Raw genomic sequence first — 16,521 nt, forward strand, 5'->3', positions numbered from 1 at the left:
GGGGGGAGCATATCTTCTGACAATCTCATGTTGATTTTTTCTTTGAATGCGGCGACACGTGATGTTCGTCCCTGAACATGCCGTTATCTTCCAGCTCTCCCACTTTTTCGTAGGTTTTCGCAAAGACATTTTCCCTGTCGACCGCGTCGGGATCCACCACACTGGGATCCACCGCCGCTTCTGCAGCCACTGCCCGGGCGCGCACCATCTGCGGCGTGTATTTCATCGTGCGCATAAACACGGTCTTGAGCATAATCGGCGTCACGATGGTCGTAATGATCACGACGAGCACCACCGGCCCGATAAAATGCGAGCTGATGAACCCGAGCGCCTGACCCTTGCTGGCCACAATCAAAGCCACCTCGCCGCGGGAAATCATCCCAACGCCGATGCGCAGGCTCTGATATTTGCGATAGCCGCAGACCAAAGCGCCCATCCCACAGCCGACAATCTTCGTTACGATGGCAACGAGCACCAATATCACCGAAAACCAAATAATCCGGCTGTCCATCCCGGGAAGCACTACCGAAAGGCCGATGCTGGCAAAGAAAATCGGTGACAAATACAGATTCGACAGGGTGTCAAAACGCGACGCAAGGTAGGCTCGCTTTTCAGTCATCGAGAGCACAAGCCCCGCGACAAACGCGCCGGTAATATCCGCCACGCCGAAAAACTGCTCCGCACAAAAAGAGAGCAACAGACAAAAGACGAAAGCGATAATACTGTGCCGGCGCAATCCCTTTTCTGAATGGCCTGTCCACCAACGATAAAATTTCAGGAACAAAAAACCCACCACGCCGGCAAAGATAAAGAATCCGACAATTTTGAGCATGACAATACCCAACGAAACTGAGGAATCGGCCATGCTGGTAACGATGGTCAGGGCGATAATTCCCAAAATATCGTCGATGATGGCCGCCCCCAAAATCGCATTGCCCGAATGGGTTTTGAGTTTGCCGATTTCCTTTAGGGTTTCAACGGTGATGCTCACTGAGGTTGCCGTTAAAATCACGCCGATGAAAATATTCTGCAGGAAAAGACTCGCGTGCAGCCCGGATGCCATTCCGCGATTGAAATAAGCCGCCACCAGATAACCGCCGATCAAAGGCACGATCACCCCGATTAAGGCGATTACAAACGACGCCTTTCCGCTTTTTTTAAGCTCATTGACATCCGTCTCCATGCCCGCGGTGAACATCAGCACAATCACGCCGATCTCTGCCGAATCCTTGATAAAATTCGTCTGAGAGATCACATTGAGCATTGCCGGCCCCAGAATGAGCCCCGCCAAAAGCGCACCCACTACCTGCGGCATTTGGATGCGCCGGGTAAGCAATCCCAATAATTTTGTCGATAATAATATCAGTGCTAAATCCAATAGAAATTTATAGCTTTCCATATTGAGCCTTCCTACTTTTTGTCTGTTTCAAACAGTTCCACTATATATCATTATACGACTGCCGTTATTTTTTTCAAGCGCCGTTAAAAATTTATCGCATGTTTCTGCCCTTCTGTCCACCAACAGGTGGGTGATCAGCCACGAAAACATCACACGCCCGGAGAATTTCTTTCAGATTGCCGTCCAGTGCGGAAAGCGCCTGCCGTTTAATGGCCTCCGGCATCGGGTAATAGGCTTCGGCGATGCTGCCGGCAATAGCCGCCAGCGTATCCGTGTCCCCGCCCAGCGAAACCGCCAGCCGAATGGTCGATTCAAAATCATCCGCCATCAAAAAACAATCGATGGCCTCGGGCACGGTCGCCTGACAGGATACATGCCCGCGATTGCTCTGGCGGATGGTCGCGTCGTCTCTCCCCAGCGCATAACCATAGTGAGCTTCAATATATTGTCGTATTTTGGCCTTCGCCTCCTGCTGGCGCGCCAGAAAAATCGCTGTCGCCGTGGCCTGTGCCCCTTTGATCCCCTCGGGATGGTCATGGCTGACCTTCGCTGAAATGGCCGCGTATTTTTCCACCAGTGCCAATGAATCGTAAAGCCAGGCCGCACCGGACACCCGCATGGCTGATCCGTTCCCATAACTCCCGTAGGGTTTGGGGTCATCGGCGAAAATCCAACGGATAAAGCGCCCGCCATAACCCACATTCGGATAGCGGCGCCCCAGATGCTGCATCGCCAAAATAATTTCCCGCTCACTGGCATCCGGATTGCCATAACCGCGCATCAACCCCTGAGCCACAGCCAAAGTCATCACCGAATCATCCGTAAAACGAGATCCCGTTCCAAAGATCGGAAAATCCACAGCGCTGTCGTTTCGCACCTGTCGGATAAAATTGCGATCAAATTCATACACAGAGCCAGCAATATCACCAATAATTGCGCCTAACATTTTTCCCCCTGTTCAGCGTTTTGCTTTTGTTTCGTTTCTCACAAACAACCACAAGATCTTGCTTAATGCCCCTTCTCTTAATTATTAATATAGCATTTTTTTGTCCTTTTGTTAATCTTTTTTGTCATTTTTATTCATGATGGTCATTAAAATCTATAGCTCTGTGAAAAACAAGCGCAATTAAAAAGGCGGCCATCGCCGCCCATTCAAATTAAATCCCCGCCGGCCCGTCGGTCATCGCCTTGAGGGCTTCCGCCGCCGGGATCCGCTGATCCTGATCGCAGATTAGAACCAGACGATCCCCCGCAACCAGCACGGTATCGCCATTGGGCGTCAGCTCCCGGTTGCCCCGCTGAACGCTGACCACAAGACTGCCGGGCGGCCAAGCCACCGAAGCAATGGCCGCCTGATCGAGCACCGATCCCAAACTGATACTGGCCATCACCAATACCTTGCTCTGCCCTTCTGATGTGCGGTGCTCTTCTGACCGCTGCTCCGCGATGAGCCGGCCCAGTCCCGCTTCAAACAGCGGCTCAGTTTTGATGAGCGCTGCCGTCAGTTCCGAAATGATCACCACCGCTCCGACATAAATCAAATGATTGAGGCTGCCCGTCAGCTCGCTGGCCAAAACCACCGCGGTCAAGGGCGCCCGCACAATCGCCGCAAAGTAGCCGGCCATTGCCAGAATCACAAAGTTGTTAATCAATCGGGGGGCCACGCTGAAATGCATAACCGCCAAATGTCCGTAGATGCCGCCGACAAAGCCGCCGAGCACCATCATCGGCGCCAGGGAACCGCCCGGCGCCCCCGAGGAAAAACAAAGCATGGAAAATAAAAATTTAACAGTAAAGAGCATCACGATCATCCGAAAGCCAAAGACACCGGCACCAAGATCTTCAAGCATGACATGGCCATCGCCAAGCACCTCGGGCAAAACAAAACCGATCATGCCGGCCAATAAAAAAGGGATCACCGGATGGTATTCCCGCGGCAGCCGGCGCAAATGACTGTAAAAACGGCCGCTCCCCTTTAAACATTGATGGAAAAGCGCCCCTGTCAGCCCGCAAAAAATCCCCAGCAGCAAAACCAGCCACACTTCAGACAGCCCTAACGTCCCCTGAACCGGGATGCGAAACACCGGATTCATCCCGAAGAAAACCTTTGAGACAAAGTCGGCGACGACGGCCGCCGTCATCACCGAAAACAGCATGTTCAGCGAATAATCTTTATAAAATGTTTCAAGAGCAAACATCACCCCGGACAGCGGGCAGTTAAATGCCGCCGATAAGCCCGCGCCCGCACCACAGGTTACCAGATAGCGCTCTTCAAGTTCATCCCGGCGAAACGTCCGGGAAAATCCCTTGCCCGCCATGGCACCCAGCTGCACCGACGGCCCTTCGCGCCCCAGGGATAACCCTCCGACGATCCCCAGCAGACTGCCCGCCAATTTCGCGACGAGCACCCGCCACCAGCACATATCCAAATAGCCCCGCAGCTCACCGCTGACTTCCGAAATTCCGGAGCCGCGAATCCAGGGCTCCCAGCGTATCAGCCTGGCCACCACCATTGCCATCCCTGCGAGCAATAAAGAAAAGACGGCCACTGTCCACCAGCTGTGCATATGGCGCAGCATGGCCATATGAAAGGACAAAGACCAATCCATGGCCCGGCGGTAGGCCACCGCTACCAAGCCGGCCACCACGCCCACCAGCGCGCCCTCTCCGGCCAGGCGCGCGGAAAAAATACGGTGATCTTCCACCATATGATGCAGGGTTTTCTGTGATTGTCTCTGCATGATGCGCCTCCTTTTGCACAAGCCGGCACCCGTTTTCAGGGATGCCGATTCATTTTTTCGCGTGCCTTTCATCGTCGTAGCGCCGCCGCATTTTCGAATAATCGAAAACGCCCATCGCGATCAAGCGATCGTGCTCATCGCTGATTCTCACCTCAACCACGATGATTTTCTTCCCGCTCTTGACGAGCTCCGCCGTGCCAATCAGTTTCTCGCAGTTCATGGCCGGGCGCAGAAAATCCAAGCTGCCCGAAAGCGTCACCACGCGATAACCGTCAGCCGAGGATACCGTTCCGCCGACATTATCGGCCAGGGTATAAATGCATCCGCCGTGCACCGATCCGTTGAGGTTTTTAATTTTATCCGTAATGGCTAATTCCGCCCGCGCCTTGCCCTCGGTCAGGGAGACGGTTTTGATACCCAGTTCATTCGCGAAAGTATTCTCTCTTCCGCGGATCATCAGGATCTTTTCCATTTCTTGTTGATGCCGATCCACTTTTTTCTCCGACTCTTAATTTTCGTTTTATATTTTATTATCATACCCTAACGACACCATCACGGTCAACCGCCGCACCGCGAACAAAAAATAAAAATCCACCTGAGGCAAACATGCTATAATCATGGCATCAGGTGGTGACTCTGCAGCACATCGCCGCTTTGGTTTATGTATTAAAAATGACCTCAACCTTTTTCGCCATCGCCTGCCCAAGGCACACGTGACTTTCCGGCGTTAAGTGCACATGGTCGACGCGGCCGGCGTGTGCATAAAGCCCCGCCTCGATGAACGCCGATCCGTATTTTTTCGCCAGCGCGCGATACATCGGAATCAGCGCCCGGCTCTTGCAATAATAATCGTTAAGCGTGGCTTCGGTCACCGTGTCGGAATACGCCTGCAAAAAAAGGCTCCGCCGGGGTCCGGCCGCCGGCCACTTCGACCGGCGCCGCCAGCAAAATCTGCGGCCCCTTCCGCCACCACGGGCCGGTCAGCGCCTTTTGAATCAGCGTCTCCATATGCGCGGCGATTTGTTCCGGACTGTCCGAGCGGATGCAGTCGTTGCTGCCAAGCATTAAAATCAGCAGGTCCACCGGCGCGCGGCCCGTCATGCTGGTGGTAAAAAAATCTTTGCCGCTGCCATAATAATTCGGATAAATCACCGTGGCAATGGTTCGCCCGTTAAAACCGGCGTTAATCACCTCAAAGCCATCGCCCAGAAGATCCTGCATCACCTCAGGCCAACGGTGCCCGCGATCGTAACGTCCGCCGTCCCGGGGATCAAAGCCAAAGGTGTTCGAATCCCCGTAGCACACAATGCGTTTGATCGTCTTCTCTGTCATTTTCGCTCCTCATGATCGTTTTACTGTTTGATGCCGCCCCACGAAATTGTATTCAGCCATCAACTCGGAAAGGAAGCCCATGTCTGTCATCGCACTTTATATCTCTTCGGTCACCGGCAACACCCGGCAAGTCGCCGACGCCATCCGGAAAGACTTGTTTCCGGCATACGAGGTCATCGTCTGCGACAGCCGCTCGCCGGCCGCTTATCCTAAAGCCGACCTCTGCCTGCTTTGCTTTTGGTGCCGGCGCGCCACACTGGATCCCAACAGCCAAAAGGTTCTGCATTTATATCGCCGCCAGCCGTTTTTGGCCATCGGCACCATGGGCGGTCATCCTAATAGTGCCTACGGCGAGCGTGTCCGCGAGAACGTGCGTCAGGCCGTCGATGCCAACAACCGGTGTCAGGGCATCTTTTTATGCCGGGGCAAAATTCCCGAAGCCCGCACCGAATACCGCCGCGCCTTGCCGAAGGATCACCGGCTTTATCTCGACGACGCCGGCTACGCAAGACATCTGTCGTCCCGCAGTCATCCGGACGCGGCTGATTTGACCCATGCCGTTGCTTTTGTCCGAAACGCACTCAGACGTCTCGATCTTTAAAAGGGATGCGCGTCAAGATACTTCCGGTACGCCTCGTCAATCGCCGCGGTCATCGCGACGAAAAACACCCGCATCGGCACCGCCGGATGCGCCCGAAACCAGGCGCGCACCGTTTCCACGGCGATGGGCACCGCCTTTTCAACCGGATAACCGTAAGCGCCGCAGGAAATCGCCGGAAATGCGATTTCTTCAATGTCATTGGCCGCCGCCAAATCAAGGCTGTTCTTATAACACGCGGCGAGCAGCGGTGCATCCCGCTCGTCATTGCTGTAAATCGGACCCACGGTGTGAATCACATAATCTGCGCCAAGACGGTATCCCCGAGTGATCACGGCCTGCCCGGTGGCACAGCCGCCGATTTTCGCACAGGCGGCTTTGAGTTGGGGCCCGGCCGCCCGATGAATGGCGCCGTCCACGCCACCGCCGCCCAGAAGGGTGGTATTCGCCGCATTGACAATGCAGGCAATCCTCAATGCTGTAATATCTCCCCGCCGGAGCATGGCCCGCCCCCGGGGCTGCCCCTTATCGTGATTGGCCATTTGCTTTTCCTTCTTCCTCAAACTTTCTCAAAAATTCATAACGGCTTTTCTTTAGTATAGCACGAAATCACTGACGGCACCTGTCAATTTTTTGCCATTATGAGAACGAATTCAAGCATAAAACCCAGCCGCGCGTCAAACGCATGGTTATCATCTGACAGACAAAACCCTCTGCCCTTAGCCAACACGTCAAGGGCGTAAACACAATTCGCCCAACGTTCCATCCTTCATCGTACCGCTTTTCCTTTTCAAATCCCCATGGATTTTAACACCCTTTCATTCGCATCGTTTTCTCGACATCTTGCCAATGGTTCGTTTTTCCTCTCGATAAAAAATCATGTGCCTATGTTTGGATGCAATATTTGCAGTTCCATAACATTGCCCACCGGCGGGGCAAAAGCGCGGTGTCAGACGAAAAGCATTTACGCAATAACCAAGAAAGATTTTTTGAAGTCAACATAACTAACCATAAAAGGAGCCGGTGCAAAGAATCGGCTCCTTTCAAATACACACGATATGGCAAAGAACATCCACATTTTTCGGTATTGCTTTTTCTGTGGGCATTCCGAACGATGCGATTCCCATTTTTATGCTTTCTGTCCTCTGAGAGCATCCTTTCTGCCTTTTGGCATCTCTCGGTTTTGTATCAGAACGAATTGATAAGTTCTGCAACGCTTATTGCTTTCATGATAACTTTTTTAGATGCACAAGTACTGATGCAGACATTTTTATACCATCGTGTTGTGACATAAAGCTCAGCGCCTTCAGCATCAAATGCCGTCGTATCGATCAGGAACAGATCGTCTCTGATGCCTGTTCCGAGCATTTTCAGATAAGCTTCTTTTTTTGTCCAAGCCTCGGTGAAAAACGAGCCGGGGTCTGGATGAACGCGATATAACGCTTTCTCGTTTTTAGATAGGACATGATCGGCCAGGTCCTCAAAATGCAAAACTTTCATTTCCGCATCCGCACCAATACTTCCAAAAGCTGTCACGCCGCCGCAAACCGCATCGCGACAATGCGAGACGCTGAAATCAATCCCGGGATCTTCAAGCACGGGTTTTCCATATTTATTGAAGACCGGTCTTTCGGGAAGGGTTGCCGAAAAATATTTTTTCAAAACATACCCCACCAGGAAATACGCCGTGACGCAGTTTATCCGATCGGCACGCCGGCGGTATCTTTCCGCTTTTTCCACGCGATATTTCGGTATCTTTGAGCCCATGAACGCCAGATCGTTATCCGTGATATCCTGTGCGTCAAAAACTGAAAAGAGTATCGTTTTTTCGCCAAATGACGTCATGCGTTCTTTAAAATAAACGCCGAGATCGCGCGGCTGATTTCTTCGACATGGTCGTTGATGAAATAGTGTTTGCCGCTGAATTCCGCAAATTCGATGCGGCTGCCTATATATTCCCGCCATTTCCTCGAGCGCTCTGCAGACACCATTTTATCTTCCGTTCCGTTCATCACCAGTGCAGGGATCTCCATTTTTTTATTGCTGTCGTAAATATAATTCCTGAACATTTCCAAATCGGCTCTGTATATGGGAAAGAAATACCGCTTGAAATCTTCATCCTTCACCAGATCCGCATCTACAAGGTCAAAAAGCAGCAGGTCGTTCAAGATATCCCCATCGGTTATCTGTGAAAAATCAGAGGAGAGCATCAATCTGTCCAGTGCCGATGCCGGCGATTCACAACCGCTGACGATAAAAAACGATGCGGGATTTCCGCTGTCTTTCAGCGCGTATGCCGTCTCGAATCCAATGAGCGCACCCGAACAGTGCCCCCATACTCCCCACGGTTTTGCGGAGAGCATCTTCTTATTTTCGTTTATAAACGTGCGGACAAGTTCATCAACGGTCTTGGGCATCGGCTCGCCCATTCTCTTTTCACGGAAAGGATAAATGACAGGCAAAACATTGATCTCGTCGGAAAAAACATTTTTCCACGAAGAAAAAAATGTGGGGCTGCCTCCCGCGAAAACAAAGCAGAAAAGATTGATCTTTGCGTTTTCGTTGTGCTTATAGTGCGAAAACCACTTGCCCACGCTTCGTTTGATCACTTTGACGCCTCCTGTTTTTTTACTGCCGCGGCAACGATATCCGCGAATCTGTCGCTGATATAAAAATCAGCGATACTGATGGTAAAGCCAAGCTCTTCTTCAAGATCCTGACAAATATATTTTGCGGTTATGGAATTTCCGCCGAGATCAAAAAACGAATCATCCGCTTTCGGCACTATATCAAGTTCAAGTTCCTCCATCCAAAGCTGTGACATCAGTTCTTCCATTTTCACTTTTCCTTTTATTTTACTTTTTTCGTCAGCTGCCCATACGTCATATCCTCGCCGAGCAAAACTTCCATCCCAAGCGCAAAATACGCCTTAAATCTGCGGATCATCTGCTCATCGAATACTTCTTCGTCGTAGCCCACTTTGTAGATGATTTCATCCTGTCCCTCAAAGATCAGCATACTGAAAATATTCCACACTTTGGCTTCGAGAGTGCCCATATAGCTTTCAATGGGCGCTTCGCCCAATTTCATTCCCTCGCTGCCCTTGCCGATAAAATTTTCGTAGGAGAAAATGAACGGCGTCTTCCTTGGCGCGATGACTCTGGAATGATCAAAATTTTCACTGAGTTTTGAAAAAGAATCTGCAAGTGCCTGATAAAGTCCCGTATCTTCCGTGAACCTGACGCGATGAAAAAGGCTTATGGCAAACGTCCCCACCGTTTGGCGGTATTTTCTCAAACGGTTCTGTTCCGCGACATTGATAGCGATGTCATGGTGATTCAGGGCCGCGGAATACGCCAGATGACAAAGAAAAAGATTGACCGAAGCCATACTGACGGAAAACTTTGAAGCGATCTTGCGAACAGATGCCGTCTCTATTTTCTGGAGGATCTTTGCGGCGTATTTCTTACGCCCGCCCGTTGGAAAAACCACCTTGTCTTCGTAACCTTCGCATTCCTTTTCCCAGTATCTTCTCTGGGCCTGAAGCGCTCCGCTCCCGGCAAGCGCGAGAGACTCCTCGATATAATCGATATATGTGTGTTTCTCTTTCTTATTATCGATACCGTTGTAATTGGCTATGATCTTTTTAACGATGATGCTGTTGGACGTTCCGTCGCTGATGATATGGTTGACACAGGAGACGAAAAGGTATTCCTGTGCCGCCATTCGGAACAGGGTAAAATTGAACATAAAGCCGCCGTCAAAATGCGTGTGGTCGTCGATCACGGTGAACATCTGCTTCGCCAGTTCTTTCTGCGGATCTTCGGCGGATGCTACATCGCGAAGATCAAGGGCATAGTTATACCCGTCGCCAAGATGCTGATAAACGTCACCGCTTTCGTCTGTTTCAAAGACCAGGCGAAGGGCGGGATTGTTATCGATAGTTTTTTGAACGGCCGCTTCCAACCTTGCAGCATCTATCTCCCCATGTATCTTGAACATGGCCAGGCAATTCGCGCAGGAGTCCTTTCCCCCCATCATGCCGCGGAGAAGCTGCTGTTCGGTTATGAGTTTATATTTTTTTGTTTCTGACATTTTAATCTCTTCCTTATATCGTATATTTATATCGTTCCCGTTTCACACACCATTTCGGCCGGCATGCGGGAAATCGGCATTTTTAGATCTTTGCAGCAGCAAAGCATGTCCTTCACCACTTGATCGGCCACATTGTTTTTTTGATCAAAAAGATAAAAATGATCGCCGTCAAACTGTCTTATTCTGAATTTCTTTGAAGTCACCTCCTCCCAATGCTGCATGACGTCAACATCCGCATCCCTGTCCTTACTGCCCGAATACGCATAGATCGGTATATCCAGCATCTGGTTCTCATACACAAAGCTTTCGCCGAGCGCGTAATCACTGAATATGGTCGGAATGATAAAATCCAAAAATTCCCGATTCTCCAGAAGTTCGGACGGCGTATGGCCAAGTTTCTTTATCTCCTCAATCAGAGGGGCTATGCCCATGCTTGTTCTGTACGGCGAAGGGTCTTCGTCCTGGGGCGCGTGTCTGCCCGATATCTGAAGACAGCAGGGATGCAGCCTATATTTTTTTCTCAGGATGCAGGCCACGCCAAAGGCGATAATTGCCCCGAGACTATGGCCAAAAAGTGAGAACTCCACAAATTTTTCACCCTGCCCAATTTCGTGAAAGATACACGCTGCGGTCTCCCGACAGATCGACTTGATATCGCTCGAAAGCCGTTCTTTCAGTCTGATGCCACGTCCGGGAAGTTCAACGGGAACGGCATCCACCATTTTGGAATTGATCCAGTGATTAAACACCCTGGCATTTTCGCCGGCATGGTGAAAACAAAAAATAACGGGACGGTCGCCCTTTATCCTGTCAAGGAATATCGACTCTTCTCTGCCTATCATAATTTCTCCCAGTCGTCCGTCACCGCGAGGGTTCTGACCCGCTCAGTGTAATCACTGAACATCTGCTCCAGCATCTTCTCGTCAAAAGCCTGCCTGACATAATCCATGCCAAGAACAAGCTTCCCTCCGCTGTAATAAAGCTGGTGATCAAGAAGCACCTGCGGCGTTCTTGTCTGTGCAAAGATCTCGGTAAATCCTGCCCTGGACAGCATCTCGTGACCCATATCATTATCAACATCGATGAGACTGGTAAAAACATAGGGGACTGCAATCTCATCATCGTATTTCTTGGCAAGTATGCCCAGCATATTGATCACGTTGCAGCTTCGGTACTCAATGGCATTCCACAGCTGACGGCCGATCTTTTTAGTATGGGCCAGGAAGGAGCATTCCTTATGTTTATAACCGATCAGGGCGATATTTGTGAAATCACCCAGCACCTGCTGCACATCGGAATGTACAGGCTGCCGGTTAAACATCGTCAAATTAAGGGTGACATCGGGATTTTCGCTCCATTTAGAAAGACTCATCATATAGGCTGTGCAAAGCACCAAAGAAGGTGTAAGATCATACCTTCTGATCTTCTCCCAAAGCTTCGCACTGAGTTGATCCTCCAAAGTATCGGTCATTCTGGAAAACTCAGGCTTTCTGATCTGTGTCAGCGGCGTCTTCATTGGCAGATGCGGTGCAGGAGGCAGTTTGTTGATCTGCTCCTCCCAGTACTTTCTCGCAAGGCTATAGTACTGCTTTTCTTTCAGCCACTTCTGCTCATCCGCCAGATACTGACGGAAGCTATAATCGGTGGTCACTGCCTCTTTGCCCATATAAGCGGAAAGCAGCTGCGACAGAAACGACCTGATGCTCCAGCCGTCCAGAATCAGGCAATCGATGTCCACATGAACAATTCCCCTGTCCTTATCAAGCATTTTGACTTTGATATCAAACATCGGCCATTGCCCCAGTTCAAACGTATAGGATACCATTTCTTCTCTGAGGTCCCGGCTGCTGTCATCGGGAACCATCTCTATGTGATATCCCGGATTTTCAGCCAGAGCCTTCGCCGTCCCATTGGCATAGATCACCGTCCTCAGTATTTCGTTTTTCCTGACGACTTCATTCAATGCTCTTTCCAAAGCCCTGACATCAAGATTCTCAACTTGATATTCAACATAGTAATTGGCGGTTATATCACCGAGAGCATAACGGTTTTGCCGGCCCACCACATAAGCCGTCTGCAAAGCTGTGAGTTCATTGACCACAATGCCATCCATACTGTCAAGGTACTTTATGAGTTTCTCCCGCGATTCGGACAATCGCTTTTTCAACTCAGAAGTAAGAGCCCCCTTAGGTGCTTTGAATTTAAGCTTGCCGTCTTCCGCCCAGATTGTAATATTCAACGAACGACATTGATTCACAAGCTCCTTCACAGCGGAATCGCAGTCCGTTTCTTCCGTGATCGGCTGTGCATCACCATAGAAATCAATGAGCTGCCGGGCGGTTTCAACCCCGGAAATCTCCTGCACAGAGGGTCTGAAGCCATAGATCAGATCCAACCGGTTGGCAGTTCTGATAACGGCGATGGACGAAAGCCCCACCTCTTTCAGAAGATCCTTTGAACACAGATCCGGTAATTCAAGTTCGTCCCTGAGGACCTCCATAACTGGATGCGCATCGTAAGGATCATCCAAAGATGAAGAAGAAACGTGCGCTTCTTTTTCACAACTGTTTTCCTCGTTGTCGTAGAACGCCAGAAAATCTCTGACATTTTTATATCTGATGATATCGTTGATCCTGGCGCGGCAACCCATTTCGCTTTCAAGCCTATTGGCGAGTTTAATCAGGCTGAGAGAAGTCAGACCAAGCTCGGAAACCGTATCCTCCGGGGATAGATCCGCCATTTTCAGTTCACTGCCGATTATGGATAGTACCTTTCTGTCCTGTTCGCTAAGTCTAACCCCTGCATGCTTCGTATGTCTGCGCCCGACCTTTAGATCCGCCAACAATTTCTTGCGGTCTATCTTGCCGTTGGCCGTCATTGGGAATGCTTTCACCGCCACGACTCTTTTAGGAACAAAATAGTGCGGAAGCAATTCTGTCAGAGCTTTTTTGCACTCGGCTTCAGAAAAAACCTTCGAGCTGCGCACAAAAGCAATCATTTGCTTGGGACTTCCGGCATTGCCGGAAACAACGATGACATTCTCCGGATGACCGAGCTTTTCAAGCGCATTCTGTATCTCTCCAAGTTCAATCCGATATCCGTTGACCTTGATCTGGGCATCCTTTCTGCCCAGAAATACCACACAGCCGTTTTTGTCATACCGCCCATAGTCACCGGTATCATAGAGTCTTTCTCCCCCTATATCTCTGAAGACCTCTGCCGTCAGTTCAGGCTCGTTATAATAGCCCTGCGCGAGACCCTTTCCGCCTATATTGAGCCTGCCCCTGACGCCGCAGGGCAGGAATCTTCCAAAGTCGTCAAGAATGTGGAAGAACTGATTCGGCAGAGGATATCCATAGGGTATCGAACGCCATGTTTCTTCAACCTTCTCCACGGGAAAGTAATTTGACCAAATGGACGCTTCCGTTGCGCCGCCCATGCTTGTAAGCTTTGCAGACGGGATAAACTTTTGCAGCCTGTCAAAAAGATCCATCGGAATCCAGTCCCCAGAAAGAATCACGTCTCTGATTCTCAGTCCGCTTCCATCTGCGGCCTTGAGATTATCAAGAAAAATATCCATAAGCGCGGGAACCGTATTCCACACGGTGACTTTCTGCGCTTTGCACATCGCAAGCCAAGCCGCAGGATCGATGCACTCGGCCTCGGTGGGAACCGCCAAAGACGCCCCTGCGGATAGGGCGCCGAACACGTCATAAACAGAAAGATCGAAGCTGACAGACGAAAGCCCGATCAGGGTATCCGTCCCGTCAAGATCAAGGTAGCGGTTGACCGCCGCAATGGTATTCATCGCCGCGGCATGCGTGATCGCCACTCCTTTCGGTGCCCCTGCGGAACCCGAGGTGAAGATGATATAAGCAAGATCATCGCCCGAAATCTCAGCATCGACAATCTTTCCCTCGAATTGACGAACGGTTTCCGCAGAAAAACGCGGAATAGAGTTATGTGTGGCCACACTGCCGTCAGCAATGATGCCTTTTGCCGAACATTTTCCAAATATCTCCAGTTGGCGGCTCTCCGGCTGATCGAAGGGCATAGGCACATAAACCCCGCCGATGCGGACGATAGCCAGGATAGCCGCAATGAGTTCAAAGGACTTGGGCATCTGAACCATCACCCTGTCCCTTTTCCCCACGCCTGCGCGCATCAACATCTCCCCGTATCGCGCAGAATGCTTTTCAAGCTGCGCATAGGAATACTCGGCTCCCCGATATACCACGGCAATACGATCCCCGTCACCGGAAAAACGGATGAATCCCTCGGTCAGCGACCGCTCCGGAATCGAAGCGGCCGTGTCGTTTGCGGCGTGCTGCACAGCTTTGTCCTCATCGCTTCGGATATCAGTGATCCGACTATGCCAGAAGGGTTCTTCCAAGGCCCGTGTCATCAGCTTTTTATACGCCTCGAACATTGACCGGGCAATCCCGTCTTCAAAAGCTTCTTCAGCGATATCCCAATTCAGTATGACGCCCTCCTCCGACGGGAGCAGCTGATGATCCAGAAGCACCTGCGGCGTACTGGACGCGGAAAAGTCTCTGCTGCTGAAGATGCTTCTTTCACCTGTCAGCTTTTCAAGTCCCAGAAGACTTGTAAAAACAATCGGATATACCACATCCTGATCCGAATGTTCAGCGATCTTTCTCGCGACATCTGCCCCCTTCACCGAAAGGTGAGACATATCTCTGCGAAGATCATCCTGTATCCGTAGCGCGTTATCCAATACCGTGGTGTCACGGCGATGCGCCGCAAAAAGCAATAGCCTGGTAAACTCTCCCGCATCGAACGATCCTGCCGCGTCGCCGATCTTCCTGCCCATAACCGTCACATTCAGTGCCGGTTCACGGCCGGCGCCGTAAGCGGAAAGCAGCTCAACAAACAGCGCCATAAACGCGGCAGAGGGCGTCAGACCCAGTTTTCGCATCAGTGTTTCAAATGCTTTAAACCGGTCTTTTTCAATCAGATACTGATAACGTCTGATCTTTCCGCAAAGGGTTTTCTCACAGAGAGTATTGTAAGGAAGCTGAGGCATAGGCGGAAAATCCGCTGCCTTCTTATCCCAGTATTCAATGTCCTCCAAAAGAGCGGTATCATCAGACGCCGCCACCGATGCAATCTCCGGCAGGGTTTCACCGCTGTAAATGTTTCGCAGATCGTTCCAGAAAACAAGCATACTCATGGCGTCACAGCAGATCATATCTATCCGCAGCTGTATTCTCCAGAGATCTTTCTTCAATTCATGCAGCGCGATTTCAAACAAAGGGGCGTCAAGAGGCAATGCGGTGGATGTCATCCGACCACGCGTTTGTTCAGCGATCTCCGCTATGTTTTCACAAAAATGTTCTGCAGAAACAGGAACGGAAAACACATCTAACGTCTCCATATACGCATTGTCTCTGACAACGCTTCTCAGCATCGGGTGACGTTCCATCAGGGCCTTGACAGCCGCGGTAAAACGGCGTGCATCAAGACCTTTCACATCCCTTTCCGTATAGTACTGACAAGGTACGCCGCCCCAGTCGACTTCATCGCTGCGGCCTGTAATATAGGCGCGCTGGACCGCATTTAACGGGAATTTCTTTTCAATCCCCGAATGCCCGTCATCCCCTGCAGTATCTCCGGCTTTTTCAATCAATTCTTCCAAGGTCTTCGCAGAAAATATATCCGTTATCTTTAGCCCGGTCCTCGCGGCAAGTAGCTGTGCCTGCAGGGAGTTGAGCCAGAGCGTACCGAGCTCGGCGTCGAAAGACACGTCATCCTTCCCCGCAAATGCTTTCAGAAACGAAACGATGCTCTCGCGGGTATCGGTTTTATCCGAAAGAAATTTAAAAACCGGTATGAAAGTTTCGCCGAAAGATTCCCCCAATGCGATCTTTTTCCGTACCTCTTTACGCATCAGCTTGCCCATTTGTGTTCTCGGCAATGATGCCTCTTTCACAAAAACCGCTTTTTTTACTTCGATGGGCAGGCGCTTGATAACGGCTTCATTGATTTTGTCCGCCAGCCGCTGGCTGCCCTTTCCGCTGCATTCGGCAATGATCACAAGTTCTTCGGTGTTTTCTCCCAAAACCGACAGCGCAACGGCTTTGATGATTCTGTCATCAACGTTCTCCACAATCTCCTCCAGCATAAAAGGCGAATACAGCTCGCCTTTTATGTTGAGAATATCCTTGCTTCTCCCGCAGATATAAATTTCCTGCGCTCCGCTGTCGCCGTCAAGTACAAAGCCCACATCGCCGGTCTTATAACAAATATTTCCATCTGCTTCCGCGCTGTCCAGACCCGTGAATTTTTTCATAACAGGATCTACCGTCACGCAGATATTGCCGATGCTGCCGTTC

At 50.7% G+C, this 16,521-nt stretch carries 14 protein-coding genes; 1 reads left to right on the forward strand and 13 read right to left on the reverse strand.

Features of this window, described 5'->3' with window-relative positions:
* Positions 1-25: 25 nt before the first annotated feature.
* From HMPREF0721_RS06360 to HMPREF0721_RS06385, 6 genes are all read right to left on the reverse strand, one after another.
* A complete protein-coding gene (locus HMPREF0721_RS06360; protein ID WP_006598823.1) occupies positions 26-1,399 on the reverse strand; it encodes a cation:proton antiporter in 1,374 nt (457 codons plus the stop codon).
* A gap of 91 nt (positions 1,400-1,490) precedes the next feature.
* On the reverse strand, positions 1,491-2,345 hold the full coding sequence (locus tag HMPREF0721_RS06365) for an ADP-ribosylglycohydrolase family protein (RefSeq protein WP_006598824.1): 855 nt from the start codon (positions 2,343-2,345) through the stop codon (positions 1,491-1,493).
* A 211-nt stretch (positions 2,346-2,556) separates the two neighbouring features.
* Positions 2,557-4,140, reverse strand: coding sequence for a ClC family H(+)/Cl(-) exchange transporter (locus HMPREF0721_RS06370; protein ID WP_050786972.1), 1,584 nt, complete (start codon positions 4,138-4,140; stop codon positions 2,557-2,559).
* A gap of 49 nt (positions 4,141-4,189) precedes the next feature.
* Complete coding sequence (locus tag HMPREF0721_RS06375) at positions 4,190-4,633, reverse strand: PaaI family thioesterase (protein WP_006598826.1); 444 nt, start codon at positions 4,631-4,633, stop codon at positions 4,190-4,192.
* A gap of 166 nt (positions 4,634-4,799) precedes the next feature.
* A complete protein-coding gene (locus HMPREF0721_RS06380; protein WP_040639961.1) occupies positions 4,800-5,033 on the reverse strand; it encodes an SGNH/GDSL hydrolase family protein in 234 nt (77 codons plus the stop codon).
* Positions 4,993-5,472, reverse strand: a complete 480-nt coding sequence (locus tag HMPREF0721_RS06385) for a GDSL-type esterase/lipase family protein (protein WP_006598828.1) — start codon at positions 5,470-5,472, stop codon at positions 4,993-4,995. The genes HMPREF0721_RS06380 and HMPREF0721_RS06385 overlap by 41 nt, the downstream gene beginning before the upstream one ends.
* A 79-nt stretch (positions 5,473-5,551) precedes the next feature.
* Here HMPREF0721_RS06385 and HMPREF0721_RS06390 point away from each other — a divergent pair, with 79 nt between their 5' ends.
* A complete protein-coding gene (locus HMPREF0721_RS06390; RefSeq protein ID WP_006598829.1) occupies positions 5,552-6,073 on the forward strand; it encodes a flavodoxin family protein in 522 nt (173 codons plus the stop codon).
* Here HMPREF0721_RS06390 and HMPREF0721_RS06395 read toward each other — a convergent pair.
* The 7 genes from HMPREF0721_RS06395 to HMPREF0721_RS06425 form a co-directional block, all read right to left on the reverse strand.
* Positions 6,070-6,612 carry an O-acetyl-ADP-ribose deacetylase gene (locus tag HMPREF0721_RS06395; RefSeq protein ID WP_083798150.1) on the reverse strand — a complete coding sequence of 181 codons (543 nt, stop codon included), beginning with the start codon at positions 6,610-6,612 and terminating at the stop codon, positions 6,070-6,072. The genes HMPREF0721_RS06390 and HMPREF0721_RS06395 overlap by 4 nt on opposite strands.
* Before the next feature lie 646 nt (positions 6,613-7,258).
* Positions 7,259-7,810 carry a 4'-phosphopantetheinyl transferase family protein gene (locus HMPREF0721_RS06400; RefSeq protein ID WP_207635240.1) on the reverse strand — a complete coding sequence of 184 codons (552 nt, stop codon included), beginning with the start codon at positions 7,808-7,810 and terminating at the stop codon, positions 7,259-7,261.
* Positions 7,811-7,911: 101 nt separating this feature from the next.
* The gene (locus tag HMPREF0721_RS06405; protein WP_006598834.1) at positions 7,912-8,679 is read right to left on the reverse strand and encodes a thioesterase II family protein; all 768 of its coding nucleotides are present in this window, start codon (positions 8,677-8,679) and stop codon (positions 7,912-7,914) included.
* The gene (locus HMPREF0721_RS06410; RefSeq protein ID WP_006598835.1) at positions 8,676-8,906 is read right to left on the reverse strand and encodes an acyl carrier protein; all 231 of its coding nucleotides are present in this window, start codon (positions 8,904-8,906) and stop codon (positions 8,676-8,678) included. Before HMPREF0721_RS06410 ends, HMPREF0721_RS06405 begins: the two co-directional genes overlap by 4 nt.
* A 14-nt stretch (positions 8,907-8,920) precedes the next feature.
* The gene (locus HMPREF0721_RS06415; RefSeq protein ID WP_006598836.1) at positions 8,921-10,165 is read right to left on the reverse strand and encodes a condensation domain-containing protein; all 1,245 of its coding nucleotides are present in this window, start codon (positions 10,163-10,165) and stop codon (positions 8,921-8,923) included.
* A 26-nt stretch (positions 10,166-10,191) separates the two neighbouring features.
* On the reverse strand, positions 10,192-11,007 hold the full coding sequence (locus HMPREF0721_RS06420) for a thioesterase II family protein (protein ID WP_006598837.1): 816 nt from the start codon (positions 11,005-11,007) through the stop codon (positions 10,192-10,194).
* On the reverse strand, positions 11,004-16,478 hold the full coding sequence (locus HMPREF0721_RS06425; RefSeq protein ID WP_006598838.1) for a non-ribosomal peptide synthetase: 5,475 nt from the start codon (positions 16,476-16,478) through the stop codon (positions 11,004-11,006). Before HMPREF0721_RS06425 ends, HMPREF0721_RS06420 begins: the two co-directional genes overlap by 4 nt.
* Between the last annotated feature and the right edge of the window lie 43 nt (positions 16,479-16,521).

Origin of the sequence: Pseudoramibacter alactolyticus ATCC 23263 (assembly GCF_000185505.1) — a bacterium.
GTDB lineage: Bacteria > Bacillota > Clostridia > Eubacteriales > Eubacteriaceae > Pseudoramibacter > Pseudoramibacter alactolyticus.

Bases quoted from the DNA above. Each gene is read 5' to 3' on its own strand.
- HMPREF0721_RS06385 (WP_006598828.1), bottom strand. From the start codon at position 5,472: ATGACAGAGAAGACGATCAAACGCATTGTGTGCTACGGGGATTCGAAC.
- HMPREF0721_RS06395 (WP_083798150.1), bottom strand. From the start codon at position 6,612: ATGGCCAATCACGATAAGGGGCAGCCCCGGGGGCGGGCCATGCTCCGG.
- HMPREF0721_RS06390 (WP_006598829.1), top strand. From the start codon at position 5,552: ATGTCTGTCATCGCACTTTATATCTCTTCGGTCACCGGCAACACCCGG.
- HMPREF0721_RS06425 (WP_006598838.1), bottom strand. From the start codon at position 16,478: ATGAAAAAATTCACGGGTCTGGACAGCGCGGAAGCAGATGGAAATATT.
- HMPREF0721_RS06420 (WP_006598837.1), bottom strand. From the start codon at position 11,007: ATGATAGGCAGAGAAGAGTCGATATTCCTTGACAGGATAAAGGGCGAC.
- HMPREF0721_RS06415 (WP_006598836.1), bottom strand. From the start codon at position 10,165: ATGTCAGAAACAAAAAAATATAAACTCATAACCGAACAGCAGCTTCTC.
- HMPREF0721_RS06365 (WP_006598824.1), bottom strand. From the start codon at position 2,345: ATGTTAGGCGCAATTATTGGTGATATTGCTGGCTCTGTGTATGAATTT.
- HMPREF0721_RS06360 (WP_006598823.1), bottom strand. From the start codon at position 1,399: ATGGAAAGCTATAAATTTCTATTGGATTTAGCACTGATATTATTATCG.
- HMPREF0721_RS06370 (WP_050786972.1), bottom strand. From the start codon at position 4,140: ATGCAGAGACAATCACAGAAAACCCTGCATCATATGGTGGAAGATCAC.
- HMPREF0721_RS06410 (WP_006598835.1), bottom strand. From the start codon at position 8,906: ATGGAAGAACTGATGTCACAGCTTTGGATGGAGGAACTTGAACTTGAT.